Annotated in this window: 10 protein-coding genes and 1 pseudogene; 1 reads left to right on the top strand and 10 read right to left on the bottom strand. The window is 42.8% G+C overall.

The features are described from left to right. Positions 1–476 precede the first annotated feature (476 nt). The 10 genes and pseudogenes from PTUN_RS18220 to PTUN_RS18175 form a co-directional block, all read right to left on the bottom strand. Positions 477–1,436 (bottom strand): DUF4350 domain-containing protein, encoded by a 960-nt coding sequence (locus PTUN_RS18220; protein WP_009836491.1) that lies wholly within the window; start codon positions 1,434–1,436, stop codon positions 477–479. Positions 1,437–1,799: 363 nt separating this feature from the next. After that, positions 1,800–2,069: pseudogene (locus PTUN_RS18215) on the bottom strand (transposase); the annotation flags it as partial. 774 nt (positions 2,070–2,843) lie between these two features. After that, positions 2,844–4,904, bottom strand: coding sequence for a TonB-dependent receptor (locus PTUN_RS18210; RefSeq protein ID WP_009836494.1), 2,061 nt, complete (start codon positions 4,902–4,904; stop codon positions 2,844–2,846). 171 nt (positions 4,905–5,075) lie between these two features. Then, positions 5,076–7,118: a glycoside hydrolase family 97 protein gene (locus PTUN_RS18205; protein WP_009836495.1), complete on the bottom strand. Its 2,043-nt coding sequence runs from the start codon at positions 7,116–7,118 to the stop codon at positions 5,076–5,078. An 82-nt stretch (positions 7,119–7,200) separates the two neighbouring features. After that, on the bottom strand, positions 7,201–7,944 hold the full coding sequence (locus tag PTUN_RS18200; RefSeq protein WP_009836496.1) for a substrate-binding periplasmic protein: 744 nt from the start codon (positions 7,942–7,944) through the stop codon (positions 7,201–7,203). 234 nt (positions 7,945–8,178) lie between these two features. Next, on the bottom strand, positions 8,179–10,740 hold the full coding sequence (locus tag PTUN_RS18195) for a TonB-dependent receptor (protein WP_009836498.1): 2,562 nt from the start codon (positions 10,738–10,740) through the stop codon (positions 8,179–8,181). A 146-nt stretch (positions 10,741–10,886) separates the two neighbouring features. Continuing rightward, the gene (locus PTUN_RS18190) at positions 10,887–12,503 is read right to left on the bottom strand and encodes a glycoside hydrolase family 3 protein (protein WP_009836499.1); all 1,617 of its coding nucleotides are present in this window, start codon (positions 12,501–12,503) and stop codon (positions 10,887–10,889) included. 87 nt (positions 12,504–12,590) lie between these two features. Beyond that, entirely contained in the window at positions 12,591–13,367 is a 777-nt protein-coding gene (locus PTUN_RS18185) for an ATP-binding cassette domain-containing protein (RefSeq protein WP_009836500.1), read from the bottom strand. Then, on the bottom strand, positions 13,360–14,328 hold the full coding sequence (locus PTUN_RS18180; protein WP_009836501.1) for an ABC transporter permease: 969 nt from the start codon (positions 14,326–14,328) through the stop codon (positions 13,360–13,362). Before PTUN_RS18180 ends, PTUN_RS18185 begins: the two co-directional genes overlap by 8 nt. Before the next feature lie 14 nt (positions 14,329–14,342). Next, complete coding sequence (locus PTUN_RS18175; protein ID WP_009836502.1) at positions 14,343–15,428, bottom strand: substrate-binding domain-containing protein; 1,086 nt, start codon at positions 15,426–15,428, stop codon at positions 14,343–14,345. A 157-nt stretch (positions 15,429–15,585) separates the two neighbouring features. Between PTUN_RS18175 and PTUN_RS18170 the strand changes: the two genes are divergently transcribed. Next, complete coding sequence (locus PTUN_RS18170; protein ID WP_119081748.1) at positions 15,586–16,770, top strand: ROK family transcriptional regulator; 1,185 nt, start codon at positions 15,586–15,588, stop codon at positions 16,768–16,770. Positions 16,771–16,892 lie beyond the last annotated feature (122 nt).

The raw sequence follows: 16,892 nt of genomic DNA, 5'->3' as shown, positions 1-16,892 counted from the left end.
TGGTCTGACTGCCAAAGGGTCATCGTTGGCCTTGCTTTTGACTTAGCTTCCCTACCGCGTCCTTGCGGAACACCTTTGGCTCTCTCAAGTTCCTGATGCATCTCTTTAAACATGCCACGGCTTAATAACTCCGCTGACTCGCCACAACCTCACTCATTACGGTTGCTTTGCTTGGACTTCAGTGGCGTTACAAACCTCGTCAGTCAGACTGTATTTATCGGAGCGATCTCAGCACTTCAGGGACACGGATCCCCTGTGGCCTACTTAATTCTCTGTGTACGCTTCACCTATCTTGTTCGCTGAAAAAAAAACAGCTCCGCCATAGGCGCAACACTCGATACGGGTGGTGAGTTAAACCTTACCCGACAGGGACTTGCACCCTGCAAGATGCATCAAGCTTCGCTTGACGCACTAACGCCGCATTCACCGGCTTGTCCGGTGCAATGCTTTGTTAGCATACTTTTCGACTCGCACTGTTAAATGGCACCTGCAAGCCAACCCATAACATTTAATAGAAACTCTTCATTTTGTTCAGCACCTTTAGACGCTAATCCAAATGTTTTCCCTGTTTTAGTATCTAGTTGAGATGAAAACATCATACCCTCAGCAAATACAGCTATTCGACCTTTACCGACCTCCAGTACAGCACCTTGACTCCAACCTTGCACAGGCACCCTTGCAGTATCAGCATTCACTTGAAAAGGCACATCAGGAACTATAGAAACAGCCCCTTCACCAAGATTTAAAAGTGAAGTAGCCTCAGGCGGAGTTTTGAAAGCTGAGCCGCCAAAGGTTTTAACCTGCTCTATACGATTAGGTTGCATAGTTATTTCTGGCATTTCAGGTGCAGCGGTAGCTGGATAAAAATTTTGCTCTAGCTGCCGGGTTTTAGACGTAATGGGATGTTCAGCGAGCGTCTTGTCCCTAGCGCGAAACATCGCATTACCGACATGACCGTTACTAAATTCAAAGCCAAATTCACGCGCTAAATTTTCAATAACACGGGGAAAAGGTGCATGGTCTGCGATTAATAAAAGCGCTCCACCTTCCAAGACCCACTTTTTAATACTTAAAACTTCTTCATTGTTTAATGCTTCAGTAAAAGGTGGATTCCAGTCTTTTCTATTTCTATCTAACGCATTGGCAATAACCAATAAATCAGCATCATGTAGTGTGGCTAATGAAAAGCGGCTGCTATTCGGCCGAACGGTATAACCATCGCTTTCAAGAACCTGCACAAATGGGCTATATCGTCCACTTGCTGTTAGGAAATTATTGTGTGCTTCATCTACAACTACAACAGGACTATTGTTTTGAGAAAAAGTTTTGTGGGTATTTTTAGGTATAAAGTTTGGATCAGCTTGTTGAGGGCTATCGGTACAAGCTAACAGCACAGTCAAAAATACCCCAAGAAAACTTAACTTAAAAAATCTCATTTATTATTTCCATATAGTATTACAGCCCGAAACTACAATAAGTATGCTAACAATTTAGTATTTATGCGACACGCTGTTTGTGTTGCATAATCGCTTGTTGGACTGAGGCGCTACCTGCTCGGTGTTTGAGTGGGTATTGTTTATGCTATGGGAATTTGCTTTTCGTGATGTAGGCTACATTACGCTTACTTTATCGGATTAACGGTGTTTTCTTAGCCTTCCCTGCATGGCTCAGCCATTTTTACGTCCCCATTACACCTAATTTTTAGCGCTGAGGCAATCTTATTTTTCCTGGGCACAGCGTCACCTTACCTGAACACTTAAACAGGTTAACCCTCTGATTTGACGAAGCAAGCGTGGCCGCTAGCTCGTTCGCTCTGCTTTATTCATCACTTCATCAACAGTGACGATGCCAATAAATCGCAGTGTGCCTGTTTTACATTTTTGGCACCGCCAATGAGGTAGCTGTGTTTCTTTTGCTCTCTTTGGTTTCAGCGGTTTATCTGTCTGTGACGCGAGTGCTCTTATTAGTGCGAGTGTTCGCTTTCGACACGCATTCGCTAAAAATCCATAGTGGCGAATGCGCATAAACCCTTTGGGTAATACATGCTGTAAGTAGCGCCGTAAAAATTCACCACTTCGGGCTAAAGCCCAACCTACAACAGCGGCCGAGCTGCGCTCGCCTTCGCAAGCAGGCTTGCACCTACGTAAAACTCAAAGCTCACGCCGATGCTAACAAATTCCCCCCTAAATCAAACCTGAAAAAATAGATTTGATGAATAATGCGCGACAGGAAGTCGAGCAAGCCATGCTAAGGCATTGATAGCGGTTATGGTTCACATCAAATGTATTTTTGAAGATCAGTTTGCCTATTTTTTGAAAATCTGGGGCGCCGAGGGGTTCTAAGGGGAGATCGGCGATAGCCTCCCCTTGGCTGCCGTCGCCCGCGCGACAACAATGTTAATTTAAAAAGCGGTTTTTAAAACTAAACACAGTTATTGATTTGAAAACGGCTTTTAAAAAGCTGTCGGGCTAAAGCCTTACCTACAACAGCGGCCAAGCTACGCTCGACTTCGCAAGCAGGCTTGCACCTACGTAAACGTCAAAGTTCACGCCGATGCTAACAATTCCCCCGTTATCACGCCCTAAAAATAAACAATTGATGCCTGTTTTACTGTTGAGTTCACATCAATTGATTATTTGCAGAATACAGCGTGATGTCGGTGGCGCTGAAAGTGTCCAAAGAGGGATCAGCGCTAGCCTCTCTTTGAATGCCGTCGCCAGTACGACAATGGTGTTAATTTAAAAAGCAGTTTTTTAATTTAACAGCAGTTGTTTATTTGAAAACGGCTTTTAAATAACTTTCGGGCTAAAGCCGGCTTGCACCTACAAACAGCCAAAGAACCATTACCAACTATATTGCATGGTCATCGCTAAATGTCGGGGTTTGCCGGGAAAATAGCGATCGCCGCTAAAACTAGTGTAATCAGCGCGATCGGCATACGCGGTATCGGCCAAGTTATTAATACGTAATGTCAGGCTCAGTTGTGCGGTCGGTTGCCAGTTGACGCGCACATTCAGTAACTGGTGCCCCTCATACTCATGGCGATTTTCAGCATCGGTGAAATAACGGCTAACATGATGCCACTCCAACGAGGTATTAATAGTGTCGCTTGGTTGCCAATTTAACTGCACATTGGCTATGTTACGCGGGGCGGTATCCATCTCGTTGCCTTTGATATTAATCTCACCCAATTGTTGATCAGACTCGTATTTGTGCTTGGCATGCGTGCCGGCAAAACGTATTTGCCAATCAAGATTAATTGCGTACTCAAACTCTACCTCAACACCTCGATGAGAGGACTGGCCATCGTTAATGGTGAAAAAGTCACTGTCGCGAAAAATAACCTGCTTTTTATCCATGGTATAAGCCGATAATATATAGCTTAACGCTGCAATATTACCCTTTAAGCCAATTTCTAAGTTGCTTGCTGTTTCGGGTGCTAAATCGGCGACGGTTTGTTTGCGCTCTAGCTGATACAGCTCCGATGCTTGCGGGGCGCGATAACCTTTTGAAAGATTGCTATACAATACGTTATTGTCGTTTAGGACCATGCTCAGTCCCAGTTTTGGCGACCAAGTACTAAAACTATTTTCACTACTTTGTGGGCGACTATAACGACACCCGCCCATGGCACAAGGTGTGCCATCATCACGGTTACGCCCTGCTTGCATATTATTTTCGTAATCATAACTTAAATGCTCAAAGCGCGCCCCAACGTCGATGCTTAGTGCTTGCCATTGCCACTGCAGATTAAAAAATGGTGCGTACAAACTGCTCGCAACCTCGTAATCATAGTGTTTGCCTTGTGGTACTGTCGCAACTAAAAACGCCGAGCCTTGTGTTGGGTTTTGTTGGTATTGCAACATGGTGGCTTGAGTGTATTCGCTATCAAAACCCAGTTCGATTTGGATATTTTCATCCTCTTGGTAGCGCCAAAGGGATTGTATCCCCGCCCCAGTTTGGGCGTTTTCTTCAAGCGGTGTACCGGGTAAAAAATGCTTAAAAAAGGTCATGTTCTGGTCGCGAAAATAGGGGGTGAGCACTAAGGTATTGCGCTCATCTTGCCAGGTAAATTGCGACCAAACCCGCAGTGCCTGTGCACTTCGAAACGCATCAGGGTAAGCATTACTTTGTGCTACATCTCGGTCTTTATAACTTTCAAACCCTTCTATAAAGCCTGCGGTTTGTTGATCAAGATGAGTAAATGTCAGCCCCGACATCACAGCAAGGTCATCGGTTTCAAGGCGATAGCGAAGGCTCAGTTTTTCTTGTTCGACGCTTTCATCATCGCGATAACCGCTATCACGCGTGACACTTGCGCTAATGCCAATGCCTGAGTCACCCATATCATGGCCTTGTTGAAACTTAGCCCGCTTATAACCAAAGGAACCTAAATCGAGCCCCGCAAAGCCGCGGTCTTGTGTACTGTCGGGTGTGATGACATTGATCACCCCATGCACGGCATTCGAGCCATACAAAGCAGATCCCGGCCCTTTGAGCACTTCGATGCGCTCGGCCATTTCGGTATGCGCTTCAAAGAGTTCGTTAATATTACAAAATCCTGCCGCGCGAAGCGCAATGCCATCTTCTGTGGTTAAAATGCCGCCACACGCACCCGCGCCCGAGAGCACCGGCGAGCGCAGCGCGGGTAAATATTCTTGGCCATTGCCATGCTGAACATTCGCCCCTGCGATTTGTTTGAGCACCTGTTCAATATGGGTGGGCGCGATAAGTGCTAATTGTTGTTGTGAAACCGTGCTGATCACAAAAGGCAATGGCGTGGCACTACCCACACTTCGGGTTGCTGTGGTGGTAATACGTTCAATATTGGCTAATTTATCAGCCATCACAGCCGTGGATGAGAGTGCCATATAAACAAGTAAAGAGGCGCGGCGCAGTGTCATAAGGTGTCCAGTAAAAATAAAGCCAACTGGTCAGTTATACTAATGACTTTTAGCGCGCAGCTCACCCAATCGCGATAAACAACCGATTAATACGATAGATACAAAAAAGCCCCGCTTAATTAACCGCAGGGCTTTGGACAAGTAACTGTTTTAATAAAAGTCGAGATACAATTAAAGCGCTTTAAACCGAATGGCAGTACCGCCACTGGTCGCAAGCGAGAGAATGAGCGATTCTTTGGCTGTCACGATGCGTTTTTCAATCACTAAATCGTATGGATTTTGTTTCCACTCGGCGTCTGCGCCATCTCGATAAATTTGCGCTTCATAGCGACGGTTGGCATCTAAAAAGTCGAGTTTAACTGTCACTTCGCGCGCTTGTTCATCACTTACGGCACCCAAAAACCAATCATCGCCATTGTAGCGCTCAGTGGCCTTCGCTTTACGGGCAAATACCACAAAATCGCCCACTTCACCGCCAAGCGCAATGCTTTGCTGCCAGTCGGTTGGCACATCTTGAATAAACTGAAATGCATCAGGCTTAGCTAGGTAATTTTTCGGTAAATCGGCCGCCATTTGTATAGGGCTGTAGAGCACCACATATAACGCTAATTGCTTGGCGAGGGTTGTTTGCGGACGATTGGTTTTATCACCTAAGCCGTTAAAACTCATATCAAAAATACCAGGAGTAAAGTCCATTGGGCCCGCCAGCATTCGGGTAAAGGCCAGCATAGGTGCATGCTCTGGTGGGTTAGGCGGTGTGCCCCACGCGTTGAACTCTTGCCCTCTTGCTCCTTCACGTGCAAGCCAATTTGGGTAAGTACGACGCAGGCCGGTATCTTTTATAGGCTCATGAGTATTGATACTGAGTTTATGCTTCGCAGCAAGTGCTACATTATAAAGGTATTCATTCACCATAAACTGGCCATCGTGCCATTCTTTACGCACTATGCCTTGCTCATCAACACGCTTAATGTTACCACCATCGGCAACATAACCCGTTTTTATTTGCTCTACCCCAGCTTCATTGTACAGCTCAAATGCAGCTGGCATTTGCTTGCGGTAATTAGTGACATTACCCGACGTTTCGTGGTGGCCAATCAATTTTACCCCCACTTTTTTGCCATGCTCGCTAATCGCTTTAATATCAAAATCAGGATAAGCTTGGTCAAACTTAAACACGTCGCCATTAAAAAACCAATCGCCATCCCAGCCAATATTCCAACCTTCAACTAATACCCCATCAAAGCCATATTGCGCGGCAAAATCCATGTATTCAATGGTATTTTTTGTAGTAGCTCCGTGTTTGTCACCACTGCCCCAGGTGTTTTCATTAATATGCATGCCCCACCAAATACCAACGTATTTACCTGGATTCACCCAAGTTACATCGCCGAGTTTATTAGGCTCATTCAGGTTTAAAATCAAATGAGAATTAAGCAGGCCGGTCGCTTGTTTAGCCACTTGAATGGTGCGCCAAGGCGTGGTGAAGCCACCTTGTTTTTTCACTTTTATGCCATCGGACCATGGCGTTAAATCGGCTTTAAATGTGCCTGGGCGGCGTTGATTCAAAGTCATGGCCGCATAATCAATCAGCGCAGCCTCATGAATACTAACATGTACATTGTTTTTTGTTTTAAAGGTAAACGGAGTGTGCACATGCGCCGCTTGCATGAGTGGCGTAGTATTATAAACGTATTCATACCGATTCCAGCCACGAGCAGGGATCCACCATGCGGTGCTTTGGTTGGCGTCGGCAATAGCAAATTCAGTCAATTCATCGGTTATTTCGCTATGATCAAAGCCTTTTTGTTCAGGCACTTCATAACGAAAGCCAATCCCATCGTTAAAAACCTTAAAGGTGACGGAATAACGACCTTGTTTTTTATCATCACTTTGTAGCATCAGCGTGAGCGCATTATGCTGGTCGCGAATGTTTTGCTGTTCGCCCCAAGGCTGTTGCCACGTGCTGTCATGGCTTGATTGATTCACGTTTGTAATTTTAAAGCCATCAGCAAACGGTGCTTGGCGTTTGAACGTCATGCCTAAATTGGAGGGCGCAATAATGAGCTGTTCTGCTAAGGAAACTTGGTACTGTACAAGAGCATGATCATCGTTGATGCTGACAGTCAGTTGACCGTCGGGTGAACTAACAGTCACAGTTTGAGCCTGCGAGGCAGTACTCAAACCCAATAGCGCTAAGCTAATCAGTCGCATTTTAAAATTCTTATTTTATGGGATGGGGTTTCAGATTACCTTGAGATGACAAAAAAGCAGACGGCTTGCATACGTATTCACACTAATTTTGTGTTTTAGTCTCGTTGTGTGGATAAGCCAATACAATTGTTTTAACTCGCTCAACCAACTCTTTAGCAGTGCCTAAACTAAACGCTAAACAAGGAGCGCCAAAGTCATATTCTTTTATCGGGAAAAGCTTTTCGACATGATCGTAATTAAGCCCTAATGACTCAAGCTGAGTGATCATTGAATATTCTGTTTGCATTAAAAAATCGAGCCGACCAGCCACAAATTTACGGATTGTTGCGGCTGAATCATTCGTCAGGTCTAAATTAACCCCCACTTCAAACCCATGATCGAGTAAATATTTATGGCTACTGTCATTTTTATTGCTACCGGTGCGGTATTTTACAGCTTCACTTATATTTTTAATCTTAATATCAGGGCGACTGCGTAATCGATAAACAAAAATCTTCACCGCAGGAATAAGCGGGCACACCCATTGATATTGATTTTTACGCTCTTCAGTTCGATAAATAGAATAAATAATCACATTGGGCTGAGTTTGAGCAATATGCAGCGCCCTGCCCCAAGGGTAACTGTTAAGGGTGTAATCAATTTTTGCCTCGGCTAACACTGCTTTTATTACATCGGTAGAGCGACCAACAATTTGACCTTGATCGTTGGTATAGTTAAACGGTGGCCACTCTTCTGTCACCACTTGCAACGTTACGGGATCGGCAAACACTTTAAAGGTGATAGACACCACAAAAAAGAGTGTTGGTATAAACAGCAGTTTAATCATGCAAAATCGTTTAAAAACTAGAGTAACAACAAGTATAGGCAAACAAAAAAAATATGCGTTTGATACAGATTAATAAAATTGTAAAGGGGCTTTACACAGAAAAATAAGGCAAGCCGGGCAGAACTTAGGGCAGGGATGAAACACGGCGAGCAAGCATGTCGTATGCCCGCAATGTTTTATAAATAAGAAACCTAGTGCTCTTAGTCTTCTATATTATCGGGGTGGCTCATAAACTTAGAAGCGCACACTGGCACCAACAAAGTAACGAGTGCCAAATTCGTCAACACTATGTACCACACTGCCAAAATCAGGCTGGCGTAACACCATAACTTCATTCGTTAAATTGACCGCTTCAATCGAGATATCAACATTATCCAGTGCATGCCAAACAAATGAGGCATCGAGTTGATCATATGCGTCATTCACACTGTCGCTGCCGCTATTGTTGTACTGACGCATCCAATTGTCACGGTAGTTATACGCTAAACGTACACTAAACATTTCATTTTCATAATATACAGAAGCGTTATAGGAGTTTTTAGATACTTCGTTGATAGGAACGGTTTTACCCACAGAATTTGTTACTTCACTGTCGGTATAGGTATAGTTACCCAGTAGTCCAAAACCATTGCCAAAATTATGCTGCAGCTGCAATTCAAGTCCTGATACATTTGCGGTGCCTACGTTACGAGAGCGTGTAACTAAACATGTTTGTGAACAACCATTATACAACTCAATAGCACTCGTAGTTTCTATATAATCACTAATATTTTTAACAAATAACGTCGCGCCTAACACAGAAGCACTATCAAAATACCACTCTAAACCAATATCATATTGGTCGGCTTTATAAGGTTTAAGATCTGGGCTGCCAACAGTTGCGGTTGCAAAGCTGACGGATATGGTTTCAGCCATCTGCATGTCATCATAGTCAGGGCGAGACACTGTTGATCCCGCAGCAAAACGAAAAATTAAGTCTTGTGCAATATCGGCTGCAATATTCACGCTTGGTAAAAAGTTGGAATAGTCTTTTTTACCTTTAGAAGGTATGTTATCGATTAGACCTTTTGACACCACTTCGGTGTCAACGAAGCGAAGACCTACGTTACCACGAAACCCTTCACCACTAAAATTGGCTTTGACATAAGAAGCAGTAATTGCTTCATCAATTGAAAATTTACTCAATGTTGTTGTACTACTCGCTTGATTAGCCTCTGCATAACTCCAAATCCTGCGACTACCGATAGGAAATACCGACAGACTACCCGAACGGCCAGCTTTACTATGCAAACCACTCACAAAACCACCGTTAAAATCAGCTAAAGTAAGGCCATCAGCAATGGCTTTATTGACATCAACATCCCTATAATCTCCTTGAGAAGCAAATATTTGATCTTGATATTTAAAGCCTGCTTCAATGGTCGAAAAAATACCTCTGTCTAGCTGATAAGTAAAATCGGCTTGATAATAATCTATATCATTATCTCGCACATAGTTAATGTAAGTGAACTCTGTGAAAATCATAAAGTTATTATGATCTTTCATGTAGTTTGAGTTTGTGGGAATAATCTCTAAAGCGCCATCAACATCATAAGTAAAACTAGCATTAGCTGCATTGGCAGTATCACCCCACCAAGTACTACTTTGTTTTGTACGTCCTTGTGCTGATGAGCTACCCGCGACAAAATTTACCGACCAATCTTCTGCGGCATATTCTACCGTAAAATTAAGTGCATCCGTTTGCATTTCAGGTGTACGTAGTACTGTATTATTAAAAAGTGGCGCAAGCCCTGGTCCATTTACACCATTGGTTGTTGCTCGTATCACCACCCCAGCACTATTTTCTGTCACTGAGTTGCCATCTAGCGTACCAAAACCAACAATACCGAATAATGCTGAATTATTATGATCATTATTTAGCTCAAACAAGTTGTAATTTAAGCTAAGTGTTAATGCCGTTGATGGCGCGTATTGTAAGGTAACTTGAGTACTTGAACGTTCTCTGTCCTCATCAAACAAAATTGATGACATAGCACCATAGGTAGCATGAGCAATATCATTGGTATCAGTGAAATTAGCTCCAGCGGGGCTTCCAAAATTAGATAAAGTTTCGCGATAAACTTTTGATTCTTCTTTTGAATACGCAACTAAAATACCAAAAGTATCATCATCGGTTTTCCAACTGCCTAAAGCCGAATAGGCTGGATCCCATTCTTTCACACTGGTGTGATATGCCCCCTCTATAGATGCAAAAAAAGTTCCGGAATCTAAATCAAGTGGTTTGCGGGTTTTTAAATTCACCGTCCCACCAATTGCCCCCTCATTAACGTTGGCTTCAACTGATTTAAACAGATCCATACCGGATATTTGCTCAGCAGCAAGCATCTCAAAGTTAAAACTACGATTAATTCCACCTAAATCAAACCAACCTACACTGGCGACATTTTGCCCATTTAAAAGCACCATACTGTGTTCAGGAGCAGTTCCTCGCACTGTTACACCATTAACTTCACCATAAGTACGAACAACGGTAACACCAGGAATACGCTGCATCGCATCACCAATATTTTTATCGGGAAATTTACCAATATCTTCTGCCGAAATCGAGTCTATTACTGAATCGGCAAAGCGTTTGGTATTAAGAGCCTCTTCAAGGCTACGGCGAATCCCGCGTACTTCAATGGTTTCAATATTTTGATTCGCTAATACATCATCATTTGCAAGCGCAGAAGTGCTAATGCCTTGTAGCGCTGCTGTGATACAAAACGCGAGGTAACAATTGGTTTTTATACTCATTTTTGTTTTCCTTGTTGTTAATGCCGCCCCTTGACTACTCGCAGCAAATAATTAGTAAACTTGTTTTACTAACTTTTAATAAATCATTTGGACTAATTTTCAAGTGATTGTTTATTTTTAATATTCGAATGTAAGTTTTTATAGATTTATGCTTTTTCGCCTTTGATAAGTGCTGCGATATACTCAGCACTGCATGCACGGCTTGAATAGGCACAGAGGTAAGTCGCAAGTTGAGGATACTGCTCAAGTTCATAATCAGAGCGCATAGCAATGACCACAACACGCTCGCCCCATCGCAAAATGGCTTGTTGCACGCGCTGTTGTTGTTGCGCTAAGTCAAACTGCTCACCCGGCAATGGGTAATCTTCCGTTATCAATACAATCGTTTGATTTTCATCGATTTGTTTTTCACCTATTAAGCATTTTTTTAACTTCTCAAACGACAAGATTGAGCAAGCAGCAGGGCCGTAATTTAAACTTTGGCAAATAACATCTCGTGCTGAACGAGGATCATTAGGCCCAATACCGCGGGCATTGACTAAACTGTCGTAACCTTTAGGGTCTGCAACGAATGCCACAACAAATGATTGGGATGTTAACGGCCATACTCCTGAGGTGTTTCGTAGCACCTTAACCGCCTTTTGCGCGCAGTGCTTGGCCACCTTTTGACAATGGTCGCGGCTCATAGTCATTGCTTTAGCATCAGCTTTTAAATAACTATATTTATAGGCTAAAACATGCTTCAAAATATCATCAATTAAAGTCTCGCCGAGCTCACCTTGCTGCACCGCATCAATGACACCAGCAATAGTTTGAGCCTGTATTTCTTTATACGCCGTAGTACTATTTTCATAATGTTCTTCACTGAGCATAATTAAATGCGCCCCCGCTTTTAAGGCTTGCACTGCAGCATCTACTGGCGAAAAATTTTTGCGCATAGCCCACATGTTCATGCTATCGGTAATAATTAGCCCTTTAAAACCCAGTTGCTCTTTTAATAAAGTCGTTAAAATAGTTGCCGATAATGTTGCAGGGTAATGCGCGTCAATTTTTGGGTAATTAATATGGCTGGTCATGATCATTGATACACCCGCTTCAATTGCACGCTTAAAAGGCAACAAATCTTGTTGCATCATTTCATTAAGTGATTTATTAACTACGGGTAAAGCTTGATGGCTATCGGTGTGGGTATCACCATGGCCAGGAAAATGCTTGGCACAGGCAAAGTTGTCGGTACTTAAAATACCTTTGACTGCCGCTGCAACATGGCTTGCGACATGTTCTGCGGTTTCACCAAAGGCACGTTGGCCAATAATAGGGTTTTTCGGATCTGCATTCACATCAGCACATGGCGACAATAAAGTGTTATATCCAATTGATTGCATTTGCTGCGCAAATACTCGGTACATATCATAAGTTAGCGCTAAATCATTGGCTTTACCTAGGGCTAAATTACCAGGCCCAAGGTCAGTTTGCTGGGTAAGGATCCCCCATGCACCTTCTTGGTCTACGCCAAGAATTAAAGGAGCATCACACGCCCTCAGCGCAGCTAGTTGCTGTAAGGTATTTGCAAGCTTGGCAGCACTTGCTAAATCAGCCGCGTTATCATCAGTAATGTAAAAACCACCAATATGATGTGTTTGAATTAAATGCTGAGCATACTCATAGTCATGGCCAGCAAAGGCTAATACAAATAATTGCCCCACTTTTTCTTTTATTGTTAATGACCCCAGTAATTGGGCTATTTTTTTCTCTAAATCCATGGATTAATCCTAAATTTTGGCCGCAAAAAACTAGGCCCATAAATTTGAGCCAACAGTTCAACAACAAAAATGAAATTTAAGTAGCGCTTATGCCGCCTGTGATTTTGCCCCAGTGATCAGGGCGACTAAATCTTCTTTAGTCACATCGGCAACGGCCACATCAGCCACCGACTCACCTTGATACAGCACCACTGCACGGTCGCACGTTTCAACTACATGCTGCATGTTATGGCTAATTAATAAAACAGCGACACCTTGCGAACTTATCACATTAATTAACTCGTTCACTTGAGCACTTTGCTCAACACCGAGGGCAGCTGTAGGTTCATCCATAATCACAATATCTGCCCCCCAATTAATGGCGCGAGCAATAGCGACCGCTTGGCGTTGCCCGCCCGATAAAGAGATAATTTGATTACTAAACGAGGGAATGCGGCTATTGAGCCGATTTAAAGCCTTTTTCGAGCGTTTCTCCATCGCCTTTTTATCTAGCCAACCTAGCCACGCCAAAATCGGATTTTTATGCCTAATTTCGCGGTTTAAAAATAAGTTTTCAGTGATATCAAATTCAGGCACCATGGCTAAATCCTGAAATACCGTTTCAATCCCCACCGCTCTTGCATCTAAAGGCGATTGAATAAATACAGGTTTATCATTGACTAAAATCTTGCCGTCATCAGGGGCATGAATACCTGAGATACAACGTACTAAGGTTGATTTACCTGCGCCATTATCACCAAGCAACCCCACCACTTCACCTTTATTAATTTTGAAGCTGACATTTTTAAGTGCATGGACACCGCCAAAACTTTTTTTCAGCGATTTCACTTCAATCGCGACCTGATCCAGTGCTGTTCTAACCATTTTTAAGCTCCTTAACCCCAATCGCGACAGCTATAATTAAAATAAGTCCTCGGGCAATCATTTGTTCGTTGGTCGAAAACCCAGATAAAATCAAACCATTATTGATCATACCCATTAGCCACGATCCCAAAATCGCCCCCACAATACACGCTCGACCACCAAATAAACTCGTACCACCAATGGCAACAGCCGCAATCACAGTGAGCAGATCAGCTTCACCCAGAGTGTAACGTGCGCCATGTAACCGTCCTGCGTATAACAATCCGGCAAGCGCCGCCGCCATTGATGAAATCACCAAAGCATAAATGCGCAAGCGCGTGACTTTAATGCCCATCGCAAGAGCCGCTTTTGGGCTGCCCCCAACAGCTAATAAATGACGACCAAACGCTAGTTTTTTCATCACAATATAAGCAAGAGTGGCCACAGCAACTGTCCATACTAACAGCACAGGAATGCCAAAAACATCACCCGCACCAAAGGCGAAATTAAAACTCTGGTTAATAATTGGCACCGATTCTAGATTGGTTAGTTGGCGGGCAATCCCTGTGACAACTCCCATTGTACCGAGGGTGATAAGCAAAGAAGAGACTTGCAAACGCTCTATTAAAAAGCCATTAATTAAGCCAACAAGCAAACCTATGGATAACGCTCCTATGATTGCGAATGGAATCCCCACATATTGCAGTAATAATGCGCCGACCAAGGCAGATAACGCCACCACAGAGCCAATCGATAAATCAATATGGCCTACCGCCAAAGCAAATGTAAGTCCAACCGCCATCACTGTGATAGGTGCAGTTTGGCGTACAATATTCATAAAATTAGTTGCAGTTAAAAATGCCGTATCGTGTAGAAAAATGGCAAATAACACCAGCACCACCAAAAAAATATAATAAATAAATGCTTCTCGGCGTAAAGCAAACTGTTTTAGCTGTGCCATAGCGGGCATTGCTGCACTCATATCCTTATCCTCTATTATTGTTTTAATGCTAAATTAAGCATGCGCGGCACTTCTGATTTAAACGCTTGCTGCCAAATATCAGCCACATTATTTTTTGTTACTTTATCAAATGGCACTAAGGTAAAAGGTGCCGCTTTGAGGCCGATAGTCGCACCAGCACCCAGACGTGCCATCGTCTGGCCAATATCATATGGACGATCGGATACAGTGCCATACATGTTGCCACTCATGGCCATATCCAATAGGTTATTCATTCCTAAATCGTGGGAGATCACTCTAATGTCTTGGCGTCCAGCTGAGCGAAGCGCTTCAATCACTCCTTCCGCAGCTGTATCCCATGAAACATAAATGGCATTTAACTCAGGGTGTTGCAATATCATCGCCGCCGCAATATTGCTGGTTTCATGTTCTTTAACAAACCCCTTTTGTGCAACAATTGTTAAATTGGGTAACGCTGTCATTGCCTTTCTAAAAGCACTGTCTCGGTTATTTGTAATAAAATAATCCGCATCGTGGTAAATAATTCCGACTTTACCTTTATTGTTAAGCGCTGCTGCCATCAACTCGGCCGCAGCTTGCCCCATTCCAAGCATGTCATCAGTGACAATTCCAACATAATCTTGATGCAAGACAAAATCGGGAACTGGGTTGCTGAGCAGCACCAACTTTGCGCCGTCTGCTATAACTTTTTGATAACTCGCTTTAGTGCTTGCGCCATCAACCGACAAGGATAAAATAATGTCTGGTTTTAACGCTGCTATGTTTTCAAGATCTGCTACTTGTTTTGCCGGATCAAACTGTGCATCTGTGGTTGCAACCACTTCAATCCCCAAAGCTGCAAACTCCTCTGTTGCACCACGAGACACCGCACTAACCCAAGGGCTTGAGCCATGCCAAACCAATACCGCTTTAAGCTTTTTATTCGTTATGGCTTTTTGCTGCAGTTGAGTTAAATGAATATTTTGAGATTTTTCGGCATTATAGATAGCTTGAATATCAACAGCTTGGGCTTTACTCGATCCAAACATCACCGCAATAAAGCACACACTCGCAAGTGCTCGCTCTAAAAGTTGAATTTTATCAAATGATGAAAACAACATGTTCATCCTTAATGTAATGAGTGTGAATATTAACCATATTAAGTTAACAAAATATTATGTCAAACATTTTGACTTAATATTTTAAGTTCGGTTTTTTCATATTACCCTGTAAGATAACCACCTTGCTATGCGATATCTTTTTAAAGGTTTTATACAGTTGAAAGGCTCTAACTCGAAACAAAATAAAGCGCTAAATTTACGTTTAGTTCTTGCCCAAATTGTTACTCTTGGGCCAATCTCTCGTATTGAAATCGCGCGTAACACACATTTAACCAAACAAACCATTACAAATATGGTGGAAGAATTACTCGCTGCAAACCTAGTACAAGAGTTAGGGGTTAAAAAGCAAGGCAGCGTTGGAAAACCAAGCCAAATGCTTAGCATAAATAAAACAGCAGCCTATACTTTGGGTTTTCGGATCAATGAACATGATATTGAAGCGGGTATATTTACGTTAGATGGCGATCAAATCAATCGCTTAACTATGCCATATCAATCAAACGATTTATTAAAGCAAGCTCAATTTTTATTTGAAACGTTGCTCAGAGCCAGCCAACTAGCAACTACCAGCATACTCGGTGCGGGGTTAAGTTTTTCACATGTAAAACAACGCACAGTAGAAAGCTACCAGCAAAGTAAAGCACTGCAATTGCTACTTGCTGAAGCACTTGATTTACCGATAGCAATGGAAACTACCGCCTCTGCTTGTGCCGCTTATCAAATGTTATTTGGTGAAGCTAAAGAGCTGCACAGCTTTGTATATGTACATATTAGTGAAGTGATTGAGTCTGCAGTTGTTTATAATCGAAAAATTATTTTAGGTCAAAATGGCTTAACAGGAGCCATGGGCGATTTGTTTGTAACACCTGAAACTGATGATACTACCGCAGAACTTGGCCGCCTAAACGACTTTGCTTCATTAGCCTCTTTAAAAACCATGATTAATCAACCTGACTTAAGCAACGAGCAACTGATGCATTATTACCAAACGCATCCTCAAAAATTCGAAAATTGGTTTGAACAAGCAGCAGAACCGATGCGTATTGCCCTGCATACTTTAGAATCGATATTAAACAGCCAAACAATCATTTTAGGTGGCGATATTAACGATGCTTTTTTAGATAAGTTCATTACCCAACTAAGACCATTCATTCCCTCTATTGCACAGTTTGGTGAGCGCAAAGTTGTTCGATTAGTGAAGACTCCTGACGTTGAAAATATAGCCTTAAAAGGCATTGCCACGTTACCGCTGCACGCAGCTTTAAATCATGAAAACATGCAAACCTTACACCTTGAGCATAGCGATACAATGCTTACTCCAATCCAGCAACTGATCTATTAAATACAAGCCATTAATAGTTTCTTTTGATACTTGATTACTATCACTCCATCTCATATTTAAACTAGGCTAAATTAGATTTATCGAACTACCTGCTATTCGTTTAAAATCATGTTTTGCAGAGT

It is taken from the genome of Pseudoalteromonas tunicata, assembly GCF_002310815.1.
GTDB classification, from domain to species: Bacteria; Pseudomonadota; Gammaproteobacteria; order Enterobacterales; family Alteromonadaceae; genus Pseudoalteromonas; species Pseudoalteromonas tunicata.
The sequence above is the reverse complement of the archived record's forward strand: the minus strand, read 5'-3'. Positions and strand labels throughout refer to the sequence as shown.

Excerpts from the sequence above, each read along its gene's own strand:
- PTUN_RS18195 (WP_009836498.1), bottom strand. The coding sequence starts at position 10,740 with ATGAGTATAAAAACCAATTGTTACCTCGCGTTTTGTATCACAGCAGCG.
- PTUN_RS18210 (WP_009836494.1), bottom strand. The coding sequence starts at position 4,904 with ATGACACTGCGCCGCGCCTCTTTACTTGTTTATATGGCACTCTCATCC.
- PTUN_RS18175 (WP_009836502.1), bottom strand. The coding sequence starts at position 15,428 with ATGTTGTTTTCATCATTTGATAAAATTCAACTTTTAGAGCGAGCACTT.
- PTUN_RS18180 (WP_009836501.1), bottom strand. The coding sequence starts at position 14,328 with ATGAGTGCAGCAATGCCCGCTATGGCACAGCTAAAACAGTTTGCTTTA.
- PTUN_RS18220 (WP_009836491.1), bottom strand. The coding sequence starts at position 1,436 with ATGAGATTTTTTAAGTTAAGTTTTCTTGGGGTATTTTTGACTGTGCTG.
- PTUN_RS18185 (WP_009836500.1), bottom strand. The coding sequence starts at position 13,367 with ATGGTTAGAACAGCACTGGATCAGGTCGCGATTGAAGTGAAATCGCTG.
- PTUN_RS18190 (WP_009836499.1), bottom strand. The coding sequence starts at position 12,503 with ATGGATTTAGAGAAAAAAATAGCCCAATTACTGGGGTCATTAACAATA.
- PTUN_RS18205 (WP_009836495.1), bottom strand. The coding sequence starts at position 7,118 with ATGCGACTGATTAGCTTAGCGCTATTGGGTTTGAGTACTGCCTCGCAG.
- PTUN_RS18200 (WP_009836496.1), bottom strand. The coding sequence starts at position 7,944 with ATGATTAAACTGCTGTTTATACCAACACTCTTTTTTGTGGTGTCTATC.